This is a genomic window from Chryseobacterium sp. BGA-UO-ETr-SB22, assembly GCF_059567885.1.
Genome location: NZ_JCAQOV010000005.1, coordinates 1,498,396 through 1,512,362, shown reverse-complemented (window position 1 = coordinate 1,512,362; position 13,967 = coordinate 1,498,396). Strand labels below are relative to the sequence as shown.

Genomic DNA, 13,967 nt, shown 5'->3' with positions numbered 1-13,967 from the left:
TTCTGGTGTTAATTGAGTACCGGACGATTAGCTCTGCCTTCTTCAATGATTTTTTTAACTTTTTCAGCTTCCTCTCCATGAAGTTCCAGACGTGGTGCTCTTACATATGGACTGCTTATTCCTTCTGCTGTAGCAGCCAGTTTGATATACTGAATAAGTTTAGGATGAATGTCCAGCTCAAGTAATGGCATAAACCATCTGTAGATTGCTACAGCTTTATCGTATTCATTTGCTTTCACGTAATTGTACATGGCCATGGTTTCATTAGGGAAAGCATCTACAAGACCTGCTACAAGACCATCTGCACCAAGCATTAGGGTTTCAAGGCAAATAGTATCTACCCCTCCAAGAATTTTGATCCTTTTTCCAAAGCGGTTGATCATTCTGGTTACATTCGCAAGATCTCTTGTAGATTCTTTAACAGCCTGAATGGTTGGATATTCAATGAGTTCCTCAAACATTTCAAGGGTTACATAAATTCCGTAGTCAACCGGATTGTTATAGATAAGGATTGGAAGGTCCGTAGCGGAGGCCACTGCTTTAAAATATTCTACTACTTCACGGCTGTCTGCTTTATAGCGCATAGGTGGAAGCAGCATGAGACCGTCAGCTCCTGATTCTTTAGCTTTTTGAGCGAAGTGTACTGCATTTTTGGTAGTATTTTCAGCAAGATTAAGAATGACAGGAATTCTTCCCTGCGTGATCTTCTTTGCGTATTTCAGCAGCTCAAACTTTTCTTCTGTTTCTAACGCGCTGGCTTCACCTAATGTTCCTGCAAGGATAATTCCGTGAACGCCTGCTTTGATCTGGGCTTCTGTATTGAGAGCAAACATTTCAAAGTCTATCTCACCTTCTTTGGTAAAAGGAGTTAATACAGCAGGATAAATACCTTCCCAGTTTAGTTTTGTACTCATATCAAATAATATTTATTCAAAACTAGGTGAATTTCAAAACGGTAAATGTTAATATTTTAATAGATACTAACCATATTTTAACAGGCTGTTTTTTATTGTTCTATAGTAGCCTCTTTATAATGCTTTAGGTATTCTTTAGGTGAATATTTCATAATAGATTTGAAAACCCGGTTAAAATTGGTAAGGCTGTTGAATCCACTGTTAAAAGCCACGGAAGAAATGCTGTACATACTGCTGGAGGTCAATAGTCTGCAGGCTCTCTGTACACGGAGTTCATTAAGATATTGAATGTAAGTGATTCTGGTTCGTTTTTTAAAGGATCTACAAAATGCCTGAGGAGTCATGCAGGCTTCCTGGGCAATACTGTCAAGGGTAAGTTTAGTTTGAGCAAAATTCTTCTTAATAAAGGTTTGAGCATCTATAATTCTTTGATCATAGTCTGAAATGTGATCTGGCAGATTTTTTTCCGAAGATAAAGGAATATGCAGATGCCTGTTTTGCATAAGATGGTTCAAAATCCTTATAAAATCTATAATCTGTTCTACGCCTTCTGTTTTTTGTAAGGCAGCAATGTTTTCCCCGATATTTACTTTTAACTTAGAAGCGACCTGGAAGCCGACTTCTGAATGGGCAATAAAATTTTTAAGTTCTCCAAATTCCGGTAAATCGAAAAAGGCTGCGATCTTTTTATACGGATCAAAAAATATGGAGATGGAATGAACCTTTTGTTTTTCATCTTTATCAAAATTACCTCGGAAGACGTGTGATTGATTGGCGCCCAGGTAGAAAATATCGCCAGCTTCAAAATTAAAGAGATTTTGTTCTATGGCCAGTGTTCCGTGTCCTTTAAGAATCCACATGATCTGGGTTTCTGTATGGCGGTGAAAGTAAGGATAAAAATTGGGCATTATATCTTCCTGGATGCGGATACTTTTGTTGGTGTCAGCAGGGACTGAAAACTGAAGACTCTTCATAGAACCAATATTTTGATATAAAAGGTTAAAATATGACCGAATTTAAGCAAAATATGAACACTGGATATCATATTAAAATCCAAACTTTACATTATTCTTTATTTTAGTAAATAAAGAGCGGTCAATAGTACAAAATCGTAACTTTAAAGCTTTAAATTAAAAAGTATTCATAATATGTTTTCAACACAAACCTATCAAGATAGAAGAGCAGTGTTACAAAGTAATGTAGCGAACGGAATTTTATTGTTTTTGGGAAATATAGAGAATCCTGTGAATTTTGAACACAATCCTTATTATTTCCGTCAGGACAGTACCTATTTATATTATTTTGGAATTCAGGAACCCCGTATTGCGGCCATTATTGATATTGATGAGAATAAGACCATTATTTTCGGAGATGAATTAAGTATAGATGACATCGTATGGATGGGCAGACAGGAAACCCTGAAAGAAAAAAGCCTGAAATCCGGAGTACAGGAAACTTTGCCGTATGCAGAGCTTTCTCAATATATTCTAAAAGCACAGACTTCCGGCAGAAAGGTACATTATCTTCCTCCGTATCAGTCTTCCAATAAAATTTTAATTGCCGATCTTCTTGGTATTAAAATAGCAGCATTACAGCCTTCTGCAGAGATGATTAAAGCAATTGTGAAGCAACGTTCTATAAAAGAGTCTCAGGAAATAGTTCAGATAGAACAGGCAGTAAATGTATCCAATGAAATGCATTTACTGGCAATGCAGATTGCAAAACCGGGCATTAAAGAATATGAAATTGCGAATGCCATTCAATATCTGGCTGCCAATAAAGAATGTCAGATGTCTTATCCTCCGATCGTAACCATAAACGGAGGAATTCTGCATAATCACTACCGTCTTAATACTTTGAAAGAGGGAGATCTTTTCCTTAATGATTCCGGAGCGGAAACGGCAATGGGATATGCGGGCGACCTTACCAGAACTTTTCCGGTGAGCAAAACTTTTAGTACAAAACAAAAGGAAATGTATGAAGTGGTTCTGAATGCTTTTAATAATGCCCAACAGCTTTTGAAGCCAGGAGTAAGATTCAAGGACATTCATCTGAAAGCCTCGCAGCATCTGGTAGAAGGTCTTATAGATCTTGGATTGATGAAAGGAAATCCTGAAGAAGCGGTAAAAAACCATGCCCATACTCTATTTTTCCAATGTGGCTTGGGACATATGATGGGACTTGACGTACATGATATGGAAGATCTTGGAGAGCAGTATATTGGCTATACCGAAGAAGAACCCAAAGACACCAAAACATTCGGTCTTAAATCTTTACGTTTAGGAAAAGCCCTGGAGTCCGGATTTGTAGTAACAGTTGAGCCCGGTATTTATATGATTCCGGAACTGATTGATATCTGGCAGGCTGAAAATAAAAATGCAGATTTTATTAATTATGATACAGTGAATGAATACCGAAACTTCGGAGGAATCCGTGTGGAAGATGATTTCCTGATTACAGATGACGGATACAGGCTTCTTGGGAACGGACTGATCAAAACCGTTGAAGAAATTGAAAATTACAGAGCTGAACATTGAGCTTAATCTAAATACTATCTATGAAGAATATAAAAAAACTAACGGTCATTGCATTCTACTTCCTATGTCTGTCGCCATTGGCTGCACAAAAGACACAGTGGACTCCGGATGGCAATGCTTATTATTCATTTACAAAAAAAGGGGTTGAAATTGTTGATGTACTGCATCCCGGAAAAGATCAGACTCTTTTAAACAGCAATGAACTTGTTCCTGCGGGAAGTTCTGAAGCACTGCAGGTACAAAGTTTCCAGGTATCTCCGGATGACAAAAGTTTATTACTCTTTGCCAATACCCGAAAAGTATGGAGAGACAATACCCGTGGAGATTATTGGATCTTCAATAAAAATACTAAAAAGCTTACCCAGCTTGGAAAAGGCCTGCCGTCTTCATCATTGATGTTTGCCAAATATTCTCCGGATGGTAAAAAAGTAGCGTATGTGTCTAAGCATAATATTTATGTTGAAGATCTTTCAAACAATCAGCTTACCAAGATCACTACAGATGGTACAGACGGAATGATCAACGGCACTTTTGACTGGGTATATGAAGAGGAATTTGGAACTCAGGATGGTTTCAGATGGTCACCTGACGGCAGCAAAATTGCTTACTGGAAGCTGGATGCACGAAGTACTAAAAACTTCCTGATGATCAATAATACAGACAGTCTGTATTCATTTACAGTTCCTGTAGAATATCCGAAAGTGGGCGAAAATCCTTCAGGGTGCAGCATCTGGTTTTATGATCTTGCTTCTAAATCTTCAAAGAAAGCAGATATCACAGGAGATGAAATACAAAACTATATTCCGAGAATGGAATGGGTATTGGATTCCAAATCTGTTATTCTGCAACAATTGAACAGAAAACAGAATCAAAGTAAAATCATTGTGGCAGATGCCAATTCCGGCAGCAGTAAGACTATTCACACAGAAACAGATGCCGCATGGATTGATATCAAATCCCGTTGGAACGATAATGACCCAAGTGGCTGGGACTGGATAGAGAATGGAAAAGAATTCCTGTGGCTTTCTGAAAAAGACGGATGGAGACATATTTATAAAATAGATATGAGCGGTAAGGAAACATTGATTACCAAAGATGCCTTCGATGTGATAAAACCTGAGTTTTTTGATGTTCAGAACAAGCAGATCTACTTTTCAGCGTCACCCAATAATGCGACTCAGAAATATCTGTACAAAGTAAATATGAAAGGAGGAAAAGCACAAAAAGTAACTCCTGAAACTTATACCGGTTCCAATAAATACACGATATCACCCAATGGAAAGATCGCGATATTTACCAATAATAGTGTCAATGCCATTTCCATGGGTTCTGTAATATCACTTCCGGAACATAAAGAACTGGTTGCTGCCAAAAGAACAGCCAAAGCAGATCCTGCAAGACCTAAAGCAGAGTTTTTCCAGGTTGCCACACAGGATGGGATTACATTGGACGGATGGGTGGTAAAGCCTAAAAATTTTGATCCTAATAAAAAATACCCAATTGTTTTCATGGTCTATGGAGAACCGGCAACACAGACGGTAACAGACAGTTTCTATACAGGATGGAATGATTTATATGTGGGAGATATGGCGGAAGATGGTTATCTGTATGTTTCCCTTGAAAACCGCGGAACACCTGCTCCAAGAGGACGTGAATGGAGAAAATCGATCTACCGTAAAATAGGACAGCTTAATATCCGTGATCAGGCAATGGGAGCTAAAGCGTTATTCGCTAAATGGCCTTATGCAGATACTTCAAGAGTTGCCGTATGGGGATGGAGCGGCGGAGGTTCTTCTACCCTGAATCTTCTGGGACAATATCCTGATATTTACCAGACCGGGATTGCTATTGCTCCGGTGGCTAATCAGTTGTTCTATGACAATATCTATCAGGAAAGATATATGGGGCTTCCACAGGAGAACAGAGAAGATTTTGTGAATGGATCCCCACTGGCTTATGCTAAAAATCTGAAAGGAAATCTTTTACTGGTGCACGGAACAGGCGATGATAACGTACATTACCAGAATACGGAAGTATACATCAACGAATTGATAAAACACAACAAACAGTTTCAGCTGATGTCTTATCCTAACCGAACACACTCTATTGATGAAGGGGAAGGAACATCATTACACCTTGCAACTTTGTTTACAAAATATTTAAAAGAACACTGTCCTCCGGGAGGAAGATAAAAAAGAAAAAACCAGATATCAAATTATCTGGTTTTTCTTTTAAATAGGGGTAATGAATATTGATCCTGCTTATTATAAACTGTAAGACAGCCCTACATTTCCTATTCCTTTATATCCAAAACCTGCTTCAGCACTTACTCCCAATCTGCCTCCTAATCTAATTCCGAGTCCTGTAAGTTGATAATTAAAATGTGAGATACTTTGTAAAGGATTCCTACTCTTTTCCAATGTTAATCCTAATCCCACTCCGGAATACATGCGGAATTTTGGCTTGGATATATAGTTGTAGTTACTTTTTACGGCAAAAGTATAATTGTGTGATTTTTCTGATGATGTATCGGAATATTCTCTCGTTACCTGTTGATATACAAGGTCTGTCCCAATAATCCATTTATCCTTTATTGCATAGTTATATTCAACAACAAAAGCTCCGGAATTTCCTGTCTCATAAGGGCCATAACCGAATGTAAATACACTGGTGAAAGCATTAAGAAAATCTGTGGTCGTTCCAAGTCCATAGGCAATCCTTATTTCTGAGCCTCCCTTACTTTGGGCCTTAATCATGGTACTGCCAACAATTAATAATCCCAAGCAAGTAGTTTTACATAAAGCTGCAAATAATTTTTTCTTTTTCATTTTGCAAAATTAAAGCTAATAATGCAGCAGTAAGGCTTTATTGCATTAGAATACAATTAGAACTCACTTAAAATATGGTTAAAGATATCACTTCTTTTGAAAGGGCATAGATAAATGTTGGGTTCGTTTTATCTTCTTTTAAATACAATGGTCCAGGTTATATGAAAGGGTTCTCCTTTGTATTTGTCTGTCTCTTTCATGACAATCTTCATTGTTGTTTTATCCAGCTGGGCGATTTCAAATTTTCGCTCATAATTACCCCCGTCAAATAAAGATAAGATTTTGTCGTCAGGATCTAATGAATACGAAAAATAAAGCTGTCCGCTATCAATAATGGAGCCGTCAGCATTAAACTGCATGAGGTCTTTGCTGTTTAATTTGTAATTCTTTACCGTTCGGTTTCCATTAGCTTCAATCCCTTCACTTTCTGAGAGTACAGGCTGCCATTTCCCGACAATCATTTTTTGATAAGATTGCTGATAAGGAATATTGAATGACAATGCTGTCAGACAAAAAGTAAACAGAAACAGCGTTAGATTAAAAGGTTTCATCATCATTTTATTTTTGGATTTGAATGAATATCAATAATTCATTTTCAAATGTAATAACAATCTATTTAACTCTATGAAAATTATTTTTATATCCTTATTTTTAACCTGTTAAATTTATAAAACCTATTCATTTGAAACTACCACTCTCCTATTATTCAAACCAAGATGTTCTTTTTCTTGCTCAGAATCTTCTGGGAAAAGTTCTTTTTACAGAGATTAATGGTGAAGTAACAGCCGGAATTATTGTAGAAACAGAGGCCTATTTCGGAGTACTGGATAAAGCTTCCCATGCGTATGGCGGCAGACGGACAGACCGCACTGAAATATTGTACAGTCATGGTGGTGTTTCTTATGTTTATTTATGTTACGGAATTCATCATCTGTTTAATATTGTAACTTCTGTAAAAGATGAGCCTCATGCGGTGTTAATCAGAGCTGTTGAGCCCCTGATAGGAAAAGATGTCATGGAGCTCAGACGAAATATGTCTGTCGATAAAGCGGCTATTTCTTCCGGCCCCGGATCTGCAGCCAAAGCTTTAGGTATTGATAAATCTTTTAATAAAAAAGAGCTGGATGGAAATGAAATATGGATTGAAGATCACGGAATTCAATATCCCTCTGATGATATTATAAAATCTCCCCGTATAGGCGTTGCTTATGCACAGGAAGACGCCCTTTTACCCTGGCGGTTTTTTGTGAAGAACAACAAATATGTAAGCAAACCTAATAAAACATAAGATTTGATCTATTAAAAAACAACTGCTTTAACAGCAAAAGAAATCCCGACAAAAAATGTCGGGATTTTTATAAAATGGAATCTGAAAATCCAATTACTGTATAAAAGTTACATCACCTTTATAGTTTTCGCTGCCGCTACAATTGGTCAGCTTAAGATTCCATGAATATACTCCCGGAATATTAACATAAGGTCCCGGATTACCGTTTGCATCAGGAGTGTATCTTCCATCCCATCTGATCTGGCCATTATAAAAACCGAGACAGGTTGTTTCGTATTTGTAGTAAACACGTGTTCCCCAGCGGTCATACACACTAAGTTCATATGAATAGGCATTGTATGCTGGTATGGCATATTGGTTCATCAGAGTGTTATAAATAACAAACGGATTGGTCACAGACATGCCCGTAGGTTTGAATAAGCCCGGAAAAGCACCTGTAAAAACCGGAGGAGTGATGGTTGCCGTATTCGTTCCGCAAGCACTTGTGACAGTTACGGTGGAAGCTGTATTTCCCGTCACAGCAGAAGTGTCACTTGTACTGCCTGTATTCCAGGAATACTTAATGCTGTTTGTGGCCTGCTGCATATGAAAACCGTAATCCGGACCTACTTCAGCTTCATTACCGCAAAGTTTGATCCACGGGTCAAATTTCACAGTGCCTGATCCAGTACAATTATTATAGCTTACACACCCAAACGCACCTCTGACATTCTGAATAAGAGTAACATATACCCACTGTGAATTTTTACAGCCATTATATTCAAATACAATCCTGTACTTGGTACACTTGGTAGGAGTCACAGTGATATCGTTAGCGGGAACAAATGGTCCGCCAATAGGTCCGGTAAATGATACGTTTCCGTTACCTATAAAATTACCCGCTTCATCATACCATTTGTAACTGGTGGCTGCACCATTACCTGGAGCAGTAACACTGGCTCTCAATTTAATGCTTGAACCGCAGCAGATCACCTTATTGCTCGTCTGTATGAGAGGATATTCTATTTTAATAATTTTGGAGATCACTACCCAGCCGCTGGTACAGTTACGGACCTGGAGGGTAACTTTGTAATAATGCCCACTTTGCAAATTAATCCCGCTGGACCGCAGACTGTAAGTGCCTACAGGCCCATTACGAATGACTGCAAATGGCGGGCTTCCGATGAGGTTCCCCATGGCATCACATTCCTGGGCAAACCATACATATTGAGATTCATTAGTGGTACGGCTTCCGCTGAAAAGAATGGGATCATCAATATTACATACTGTAGAAGGTCCTACAAGCTCTGGTACAGGAGGCACTGGCTTGCAAAGGGCATCAATATAGGCATAACCAAAGTGACCACTATCTCTGCAGTCTGCGGTGGCAAAATAAATGGTAAGCTGCTGACCGACATCCTGAGAAGGAATAGGAAGACATAAAGTTTGCCATTCTTTCCATGAAAGAGGTTCACCATTAAAGCTTGTCGTTTGAAGGAATGGATCAGCTACGTTGCTGCCATTAATTTTGACAGGACCAATGACCAGATTACCAGGTGCTGTACTGCTGGCAAGGTCATTGGTTCTGCTGACCCAATAGCTGAAAAAGCCATTGATCACAGGATCGCTATGGGCTCCCTGTAAAACCAAAGCATACATAAATGATAGAGAGCTTCCTGCTGTGAAAGTATAAGACATGATCTCTGCTCCGTTCATAGCGGTAGAATTTCCTAATCTGAAAGCATTGTTCCCTTCTCCCACCATAGGTAAAGAAGCTCCTAATATCGGGTCATTGCCTATTCCCGTCACGGTATGCTGGGTAGGAGAAAGACTTGGGGTAAAGGTTGATAAATTTAATGTACCTGTTGTGTTGCTTCCAACATAGGTCTGCCAGTTGCTGAAATTACCCATTTCCGCATCACCGTTGGGACATTGGGCATTAATGCATGTCATAGTCCATAACATGCAGGCTAAAAGTAAAATTAGTTTTTTCATAATTGTCTGCATTTTTATTGAACAATGATTTTTTGAGTAACAGGCGCCTGCCCCTGAGCATTGAACTGTATCAGATAGTTGCCGGCTGGAAGATTGATGTTGTGCTGCATCGTATGTCTTCCACTCTTGATCTGCTTATCCCTGAATACAGTATCTGCAGTGCGGCCATTGATATCTATGATCTGAAGACTGGCCTGGCTCTCTTTTTCCACCTGATAAGTAATATTGATCACATTTTTGGCTGGGTTGGGAGCAACAAGCAGAGGAAATGTGACTAGAGATTTTCCTTTGTTTACAACTTTATATTCAGACTTTAAAAATCCTACAGTACGGTCAATATAATATACTGAAGCAATGGTATTTCCTGAAGCATCACGGAAAAGATAGTAGGCATTATCATAATAGTAATCAATGTCTGCATTCTTTAAGGTATATTGATCGATGATTTCATCAACCCTGACGTTCTCGTGCTTTTGTCCGTCAAAAACAACATTCTGGCTGTCATAATGACGAACCTGAGGATTGTGACCAGAAGGAACTTTTGCACCCTCATTTAGAAAAAGCTCTGCAGAGAAATAGTCCTGCCCTATCAATACCTCTCTGATTTCTTTTGACCGAAGTTCAATAGGAATAGTGTTCGAAGATCTTCGCTGCATGTCACTGGAAAAGCTGTTCCTTTCTTTACCATACAAAGAGATAACCTTGTCAGCCGGATAAGGCTTTTCATTCACAGGCTCACTAGTTCTGGACTGTGCGCTGAATTGAGATGAGAATGCTGTAATAAGGACTGAACAGAGTAAAACCCTGTTCACTTTTTTAAAACATCGCTGTGGTATGCCTGAGCATAAATTTCCTGTTGCTGAATCCAATAAAGCAAAATGTCTTTTAATGAATTCGTACTCTTTTGTTTTCATAGTACTATTTAATGGTTTGAGTTTTAAATGTATCAAACAATCAAATATCTGGGGAGAATGAATAATTAACTGGGAGAATTAAATTAGTAAATGTGTTGTTTTCTCCCTTAAGTGTGATTTTCTTAAATAGAGATTAAAATAATAGGGTACAAAAAATTGAGGTGCGGTTTTGCCACTCCTTTATACTTTTGAAATTGTCTATGATGGGTTCTGATTATTTAACAGCCTGGTAAAAACTGCTGTAAGAGGAAACAAGATCGGCAAGAGAAAATCCCCGGTTCAAACCACTGGTATTAGGCAAAACCCATACCTTGGCTCCACAGAAATCTTCTGCCTGCAGTCCCCACAGAATTTCTTTCTTTTTAGAAAAAGCTTTGTAAGCTGCTTTACCCAGAAAAGCCACATATTGAGGTTGGTATTCTGTTATTTTTGCTTTAAATGTATCCAAAGCATTGTCAAACTCTTCTTTTGAAAGTTCGTCAGCACGGGAAGTTGCTCTTGCAACAGCAGTTGTAAGTCCCAATCCGAAATTTAGAATAGAAATATCATTCACCGCTTCAATTTCATAAGGAGTAAAACCTGACTGGTGAAGAACCTTCCAAAAACGGTTACTTTTCCCCGAAAAATGATGTCCGTCATCTGATGATTTTAAACCGGGATTAATTCCACAAAAAATAACGTCGAGATGAACTTTAATGATATCTGTTAGCATAATTGAGATGAATAGGTCTATAGAAAACAAAAGATTTTGGCCTTCTCTTTTCACGGCATAAAGATATCAATATTAGAGATATATTCAGACTTACATTTTATTATGGAATATTGAACGGTTCACAGTCTGTATCATACGTTCTATCTTTGTGTTTTGCGGTATCGCACAGTTTATTGTATTGAATATGAATGGATAATCGTAATTTTACAGTAGTAATTTGATGAAGTCTTTTATTGTGAAGAACTCCTTTTTAAGGACATTCTTTCAATAACAGATAACATCATTAAAAATAAATAGTATGAACTGGATTGCATTAATTATCGCAGGAATTTTTGAAATTGGATGGCCTTTGGGACTTAAATTATCTCAACAACCGGAAAATAATAAATGGAGCTGGATCATATTTTCAATCGTATGTATGTCCGTTAGTGGTGGATTTCTTTGGTACGCTCAGAAAAGTATCCCTATTGGAACAGCCTATGCAGTATGGACCGGAATTGGTGCCGTAGGAACTTTAATGGTGGGGATTCTGTTTTTTCAGGACTCTGCAAGTGTTTTAAGATTGCTTTCTGCATTACTGATTGTTGTAGGAATAGTTGGCCTCAAAATGTTTTAAAATAAAAATATTTTTGCTGAAAATTGAAAATGGCTTAAGATTATCATGATTCCTTAAGCCATTTTTAGCTTTTCTTTTTCTCATTATTCTTAAGAGTTTTGTTTCTGTGTTCAATACCCCAATCCAGCATTACATCCAGCACTTTCCGGAATGCATAGCCTGATTCTGTTAGTTCATACTGTACAGTAACAGGAATTGTATCATGTACGGTTCTGGTAACAATTCCATTGGCTTCCAAATCTCTCAGTTCTTTTGAGAGCATTGACAGGGTGGTTTAAACACTTCCCTTCTAAAGCTCCAACAACGACTTATACGTTCTTCCCACAGGAAGATTTTTCCCGTTAATCTGGATTATATTGGCCGACTTAACTTCTATTTTGCCCTTTGAAATGATATACGACTTATGAATACGGGCAAACATTTTGGGATCCAAAATTTCTTCTATTTTACTGATGGGCATTTTAAAGGTGAACGTCTCAGTTTTTGTATGAATATGAATGTATTCTCTTAAGCTCTCGATATAGAAAATTTCCTGCAAAATGATTTTAATCTGCTTTTTCCCGCTATTGATGAAGATATAATCACGTTCAGACATCTCCAGTAAGGCATCCTCCGCCTCCATTAAATATTTGAATTTCTCAACGGCAGTCAGAAAACGATCATACGGAATAGGTTTCATCAGATAATCCGCAATATCAAGTTCATAGCCTTCTACGGCATACTGATGATATGCCGTGGTAACAATTACGAAAGGCGGATTTTTTATTTTCCTTAGGAAATCAAAACCTTTTACAACGGGAAGATGGAGATCCAAAAACATCAGATCTACCTCATAAATACTTAAAAGGCTGCTGGCATATACGGCATCAGAACATTTTCCTACAAGATTCAGTTCCTGATCTCTGGAGATAAAACTCTCCAGAATTTCTGCGGCAATGGGTTCGTCTTCTACAATAATGCAGTTGTATTTTTTAGAGGCTGGGTGTGTCATGGAAATCTATGGTTAATGTTACACTATAACGGTCGGTTTGATCTTCTACAGAAAGAATATGTTGAGGATAAAGCAGTTCAAGCTGTCTCCGGATATTTTTCTGACCTATTTTTGTGGAATGCGTATGAAGGCTTTCTTCTTTGGAATTTTCTATGAAATAAATAAGAATTCCGTTTTTCAACCGGATATTGATGGTAATAAATGTCTCTCCTAAACTTTCAGAAACTCCATGTTTGAAAGCATTTTCTACAAACTGTATCAAGATCAGCGGTGATATTTCCTGAGAAGGATGATCAATATCTTCAGTAAAGTTTATGGTAAGGTGACGGTGGCGGATTTTCTGGATCTGTATATAATCCTTAATGTTTTCAATATCCTTAGCTATGGAAATGCTTTTTTCTGCGGCTTCATAGATATTATAACGCATTACCTTGGAAAGCTGAAGAATAACATCAGGAGTTTCATCGGCTTTTTTCAGAGCCATTCCGTAGATGTTATTAAGTGTATTGAACAGAAAGTGAGGATTGATCTGTGCTTTCAGCATAGTGAGTTCCTGATCCAGCTTTTCAGACTTTAATTGGGAGATCTGTTCTTTCAGCAGATTTTTCTGCCGGGTAATTTCAACCCCGAAAATCAAACCCACCATGAAAATCAGATCCATAAAAGAGTTGAATGCCACATAACCATTGATAAACCCCGACGGATACTTTCCATCCAGAGTTTCTGTAACCTCATAGATATAAGGATAAATGATATAATGCGTTAAAAAACGGTGCCCAAAAACAGCAGTTATTACAATGAAAATATAGAGAAGGTCTTTGAAAATTCCTTTCATATTGACCTTTTCAAAGACATACAGCAAAGCATAGGCAAGCGGTATTTTAATCAAAAGATAACCTAGCTCCAGGATCAGGGTATTTTGAAGTCTTATTGGCCATTTGAAATCCGGAAACTGATATCTGGACCAGTAAAAGTCAAGGTAAACTTCCAGGATATAATACAATACCCAAAAAAGCAAATGAATCTGCCATTTAGATCTGCTGTCTGGTTTCAAGTTGATCATAATGTAAGAGTACAAAGTACGAGTTGTTCAATCAAATATAAAAATATAAGTTGATCAAATTAAGGTAATGATCTACAAACTACCATTTTGAATCGTCATCAGGGAAAAACTTACATAAAAACTAAAGATT

The 13,967-nt window shown here is 37.8% G+C and carries 14 protein-coding genes; 4 read left to right on the top strand and 10 right to left on the bottom strand.

Annotated elements, in window-relative coordinates; genetic code table 11:
* Positions 1 to 8: 8 nt before the first annotated feature.
* Both AC57AW_RS14190 and AC57AW_RS14185 read right to left on the bottom strand, forming a co-directional pair.
* The gene (locus AC57AW_RS14190) at positions 9 to 914 is read right to left on the bottom strand and encodes a dihydrodipicolinate synthase family protein (protein ID WP_496352407.1); all 906 of its coding nucleotides are present in this window, start codon (positions 912 to 914) and stop codon (positions 9 to 11) included.
* A 92-nt stretch (positions 915 to 1,006) separates the two neighbouring features.
* A complete protein-coding gene (locus AC57AW_RS14185; RefSeq protein ID WP_496352406.1) occupies positions 1,007 to 1,888 on the bottom strand; it encodes a helix-turn-helix transcriptional regulator in 882 nt (293 codons plus the stop codon).
* Positions 1,889 to 2,062: 174 nt separating this feature from the next.
* Between AC57AW_RS14185 and AC57AW_RS14180 the strand changes: the two genes are divergently transcribed.
* Together AC57AW_RS14180 and AC57AW_RS14175 are read left to right on the top strand one after the other, a co-directional pair.
* Complete coding sequence (locus AC57AW_RS14180) at positions 2,063 to 3,451, top strand: aminopeptidase P family protein (RefSeq protein ID WP_496352405.1); 1,389 nt, start codon at positions 2,063 to 2,065, stop codon at positions 3,449 to 3,451.
* 20 nt (positions 3,452 to 3,471) lie between these two features.
* A complete protein-coding gene (locus AC57AW_RS14175) occupies positions 3,472 to 5,643 on the top strand; it encodes a S9 family peptidase (protein WP_496352404.1) in 2,172 nt (723 codons plus the stop codon).
* Positions 5,644 to 5,715: 72 nt separating this feature from the next.
* On the opposite strand, the gene AC57AW_RS14170 is transcribed toward AC57AW_RS14175, so the two are convergent.
* Positions 5,716 to 6,279, bottom strand: a complete 564-nt coding sequence (locus AC57AW_RS14170; protein ID WP_496352403.1) for a hypothetical protein — start codon at positions 6,277 to 6,279, stop codon at positions 5,716 to 5,718.
* Between the two features lie 128 nt (positions 6,280 to 6,407).
* The gene (locus AC57AW_RS14165; protein WP_496352402.1) at positions 6,408 to 6,833 is read right to left on the bottom strand and encodes a hypothetical protein; all 426 of its coding nucleotides are present in this window, start codon (positions 6,831 to 6,833) and stop codon (positions 6,408 to 6,410) included.
* Between the two features lie 128 nt (positions 6,834 to 6,961).
* Here AC57AW_RS14165 and AC57AW_RS14160 point away from each other — a divergent pair, with 128 nt between their 5' ends.
* A complete protein-coding gene (locus tag AC57AW_RS14160) occupies positions 6,962 to 7,567 on the top strand; it encodes a DNA-3-methyladenine glycosylase (protein WP_496352401.1) in 606 nt (201 codons plus the stop codon).
* Positions 7,568 to 7,660: 93 nt separating this feature from the next.
* Here AC57AW_RS14160 and AC57AW_RS14155 read toward each other — a convergent pair whose 3' ends face one another.
* The 3 genes from AC57AW_RS14155 to mug all read right to left on the bottom strand — a co-directional run bounded on the left by AC57AW_RS14155 (position 7,661) and on the right by mug (position 11,167).
* A complete protein-coding gene (locus AC57AW_RS14155) occupies positions 7,661 to 9,541 on the bottom strand; it encodes a T9SS type B sorting domain-containing protein (protein WP_496352400.1) in 1,881 nt (626 codons plus the stop codon).
* Between the two features lie 14 nt (positions 9,542 to 9,555).
* A complete protein-coding gene (locus AC57AW_RS14150; protein ID WP_496352399.1) occupies positions 9,556 to 10,455 on the bottom strand; it encodes a T9SS type A sorting domain-containing protein in 900 nt (299 codons plus the stop codon).
* 214 nt (positions 10,456 to 10,669) lie between these two features.
* Entirely contained in the window at positions 10,670 to 11,167 is a 498-nt protein-coding gene (gene mug / locus AC57AW_RS14145; RefSeq protein WP_496352398.1) for a G/U mismatch-specific DNA glycosylase, read from the bottom strand.
* A 298-nt stretch (positions 11,168 to 11,465) separates the two neighbouring features.
* On the opposite strand from mug, the gene AC57AW_RS14140 reads away from it, so the two are divergent.
* The gene (locus AC57AW_RS14140) at positions 11,466 to 11,783 is read left to right on the top strand and encodes a DMT family transporter (protein WP_318845786.1); all 318 of its coding nucleotides are present in this window, start codon (positions 11,466 to 11,468) and stop codon (positions 11,781 to 11,783) included.
* A gap of 64 nt (positions 11,784 to 11,847) precedes the next feature.
* Here AC57AW_RS14140 and AC57AW_RS14135 read toward each other — a convergent pair whose 3' ends face one another.
* The 3 genes from AC57AW_RS14135 to AC57AW_RS14125 are packed head-to-tail and all read right to left on the bottom strand — an operon-like array spanning position 11,848 to position 13,837.
* The gene (locus tag AC57AW_RS14135) at positions 11,848 to 12,045 is read right to left on the bottom strand and encodes a winged helix-turn-helix transcriptional regulator (RefSeq protein ID WP_496352397.1); all 198 of its coding nucleotides are present in this window, start codon (positions 12,043 to 12,045) and stop codon (positions 11,848 to 11,850) included.
* Positions 12,046 to 12,072: 27 nt separating this feature from the next.
* Positions 12,073 to 12,774, bottom strand: coding sequence for a LytR/AlgR family response regulator transcription factor (locus AC57AW_RS14130; RefSeq protein WP_496352396.1), 702 nt, complete (start codon positions 12,772 to 12,774; stop codon positions 12,073 to 12,075).
* Positions 12,755 to 13,837 carry a sensor histidine kinase gene (locus tag AC57AW_RS14125; RefSeq protein ID WP_496352395.1) on the bottom strand — a complete coding sequence of 361 codons (1,083 nt, stop codon included), beginning with the start codon at positions 13,835 to 13,837 and terminating at the stop codon, positions 12,755 to 12,757. The genes AC57AW_RS14130 and AC57AW_RS14125 overlap by 20 nt, the downstream gene beginning before the upstream one ends.
* Positions 13,838 to 13,967: the final 130 nt, after the last annotated feature.

What these genes read in the sequence shown, in the direction of transcription:
- AC57AW_RS14125 (WP_496352395.1), bottom strand. Translation starts at nt 13,837, where the DNA reads ATGATCAACTTGAAACCAGACAGCAGATCTAAATGGCAGATTCATTTG.
- AC57AW_RS14150 (WP_496352399.1), bottom strand. Translation starts at nt 10,455, where the DNA reads ATGAAAACAAAAGAGTACGAATTCATTAAAAGACATTTTGCTTTATTG.
- mug (WP_496352398.1), bottom strand. Translation starts at nt 11,167, where the DNA reads ATGCTAACAGATATCATTAAAGTTCATCTCGACGTTATTTTTTGTGGA.
- AC57AW_RS14155 (WP_496352400.1), bottom strand. Translation starts at nt 9,541, where the DNA reads ATGAAAAAACTAATTTTACTTTTAGCCTGCATGTTATGGACTATGACA.
- AC57AW_RS14140 (WP_318845786.1), top strand. Translation starts at nt 11,466, where the DNA reads ATGAACTGGATTGCATTAATTATCGCAGGAATTTTTGAAATTGGATGG.
- AC57AW_RS14170 (WP_496352403.1), bottom strand. Translation starts at nt 6,279, where the DNA reads ATGAAAAAGAAAAAATTATTTGCAGCTTTATGTAAAACTACTTGCTTG.
- AC57AW_RS14185 (WP_496352406.1), bottom strand. Translation starts at nt 1,888, where the DNA reads ATGAAGAGTCTTCAGTTTTCAGTCCCTGCTGACACCAACAAAAGTATC.
- AC57AW_RS14190 (WP_496352407.1), bottom strand. Translation starts at nt 914, where the DNA reads ATGAGTACAAAACTAAACTGGGAAGGTATTTATCCTGCTGTATTAACT.
- AC57AW_RS14180 (WP_496352405.1), top strand. Translation starts at nt 2,063, where the DNA reads ATGTTTTCAACACAAACCTATCAAGATAGAAGAGCAGTGTTACAAAGT.
- AC57AW_RS14175 (WP_496352404.1), top strand. Translation starts at nt 3,472, where the DNA reads ATGAAGAATATAAAAAAACTAACGGTCATTGCATTCTACTTCCTATGT.
- AC57AW_RS14165 (WP_496352402.1), bottom strand. Translation starts at nt 6,833, where the DNA reads ATGATGAAACCTTTTAATCTAACGCTGTTTCTGTTTACTTTTTGTCTG.
- AC57AW_RS14135 (WP_496352397.1), bottom strand. Translation starts at nt 12,045, where the DNA reads ATGCTCTCAAAAGAACTGAGAGATTTGGAAGCCAATGGAATTGTTACC.
- AC57AW_RS14130 (WP_496352396.1), bottom strand. Translation starts at nt 12,774, where the DNA reads ATGACACACCCAGCCTCTAAAAAATACAACTGCATTATTGTAGAAGAC.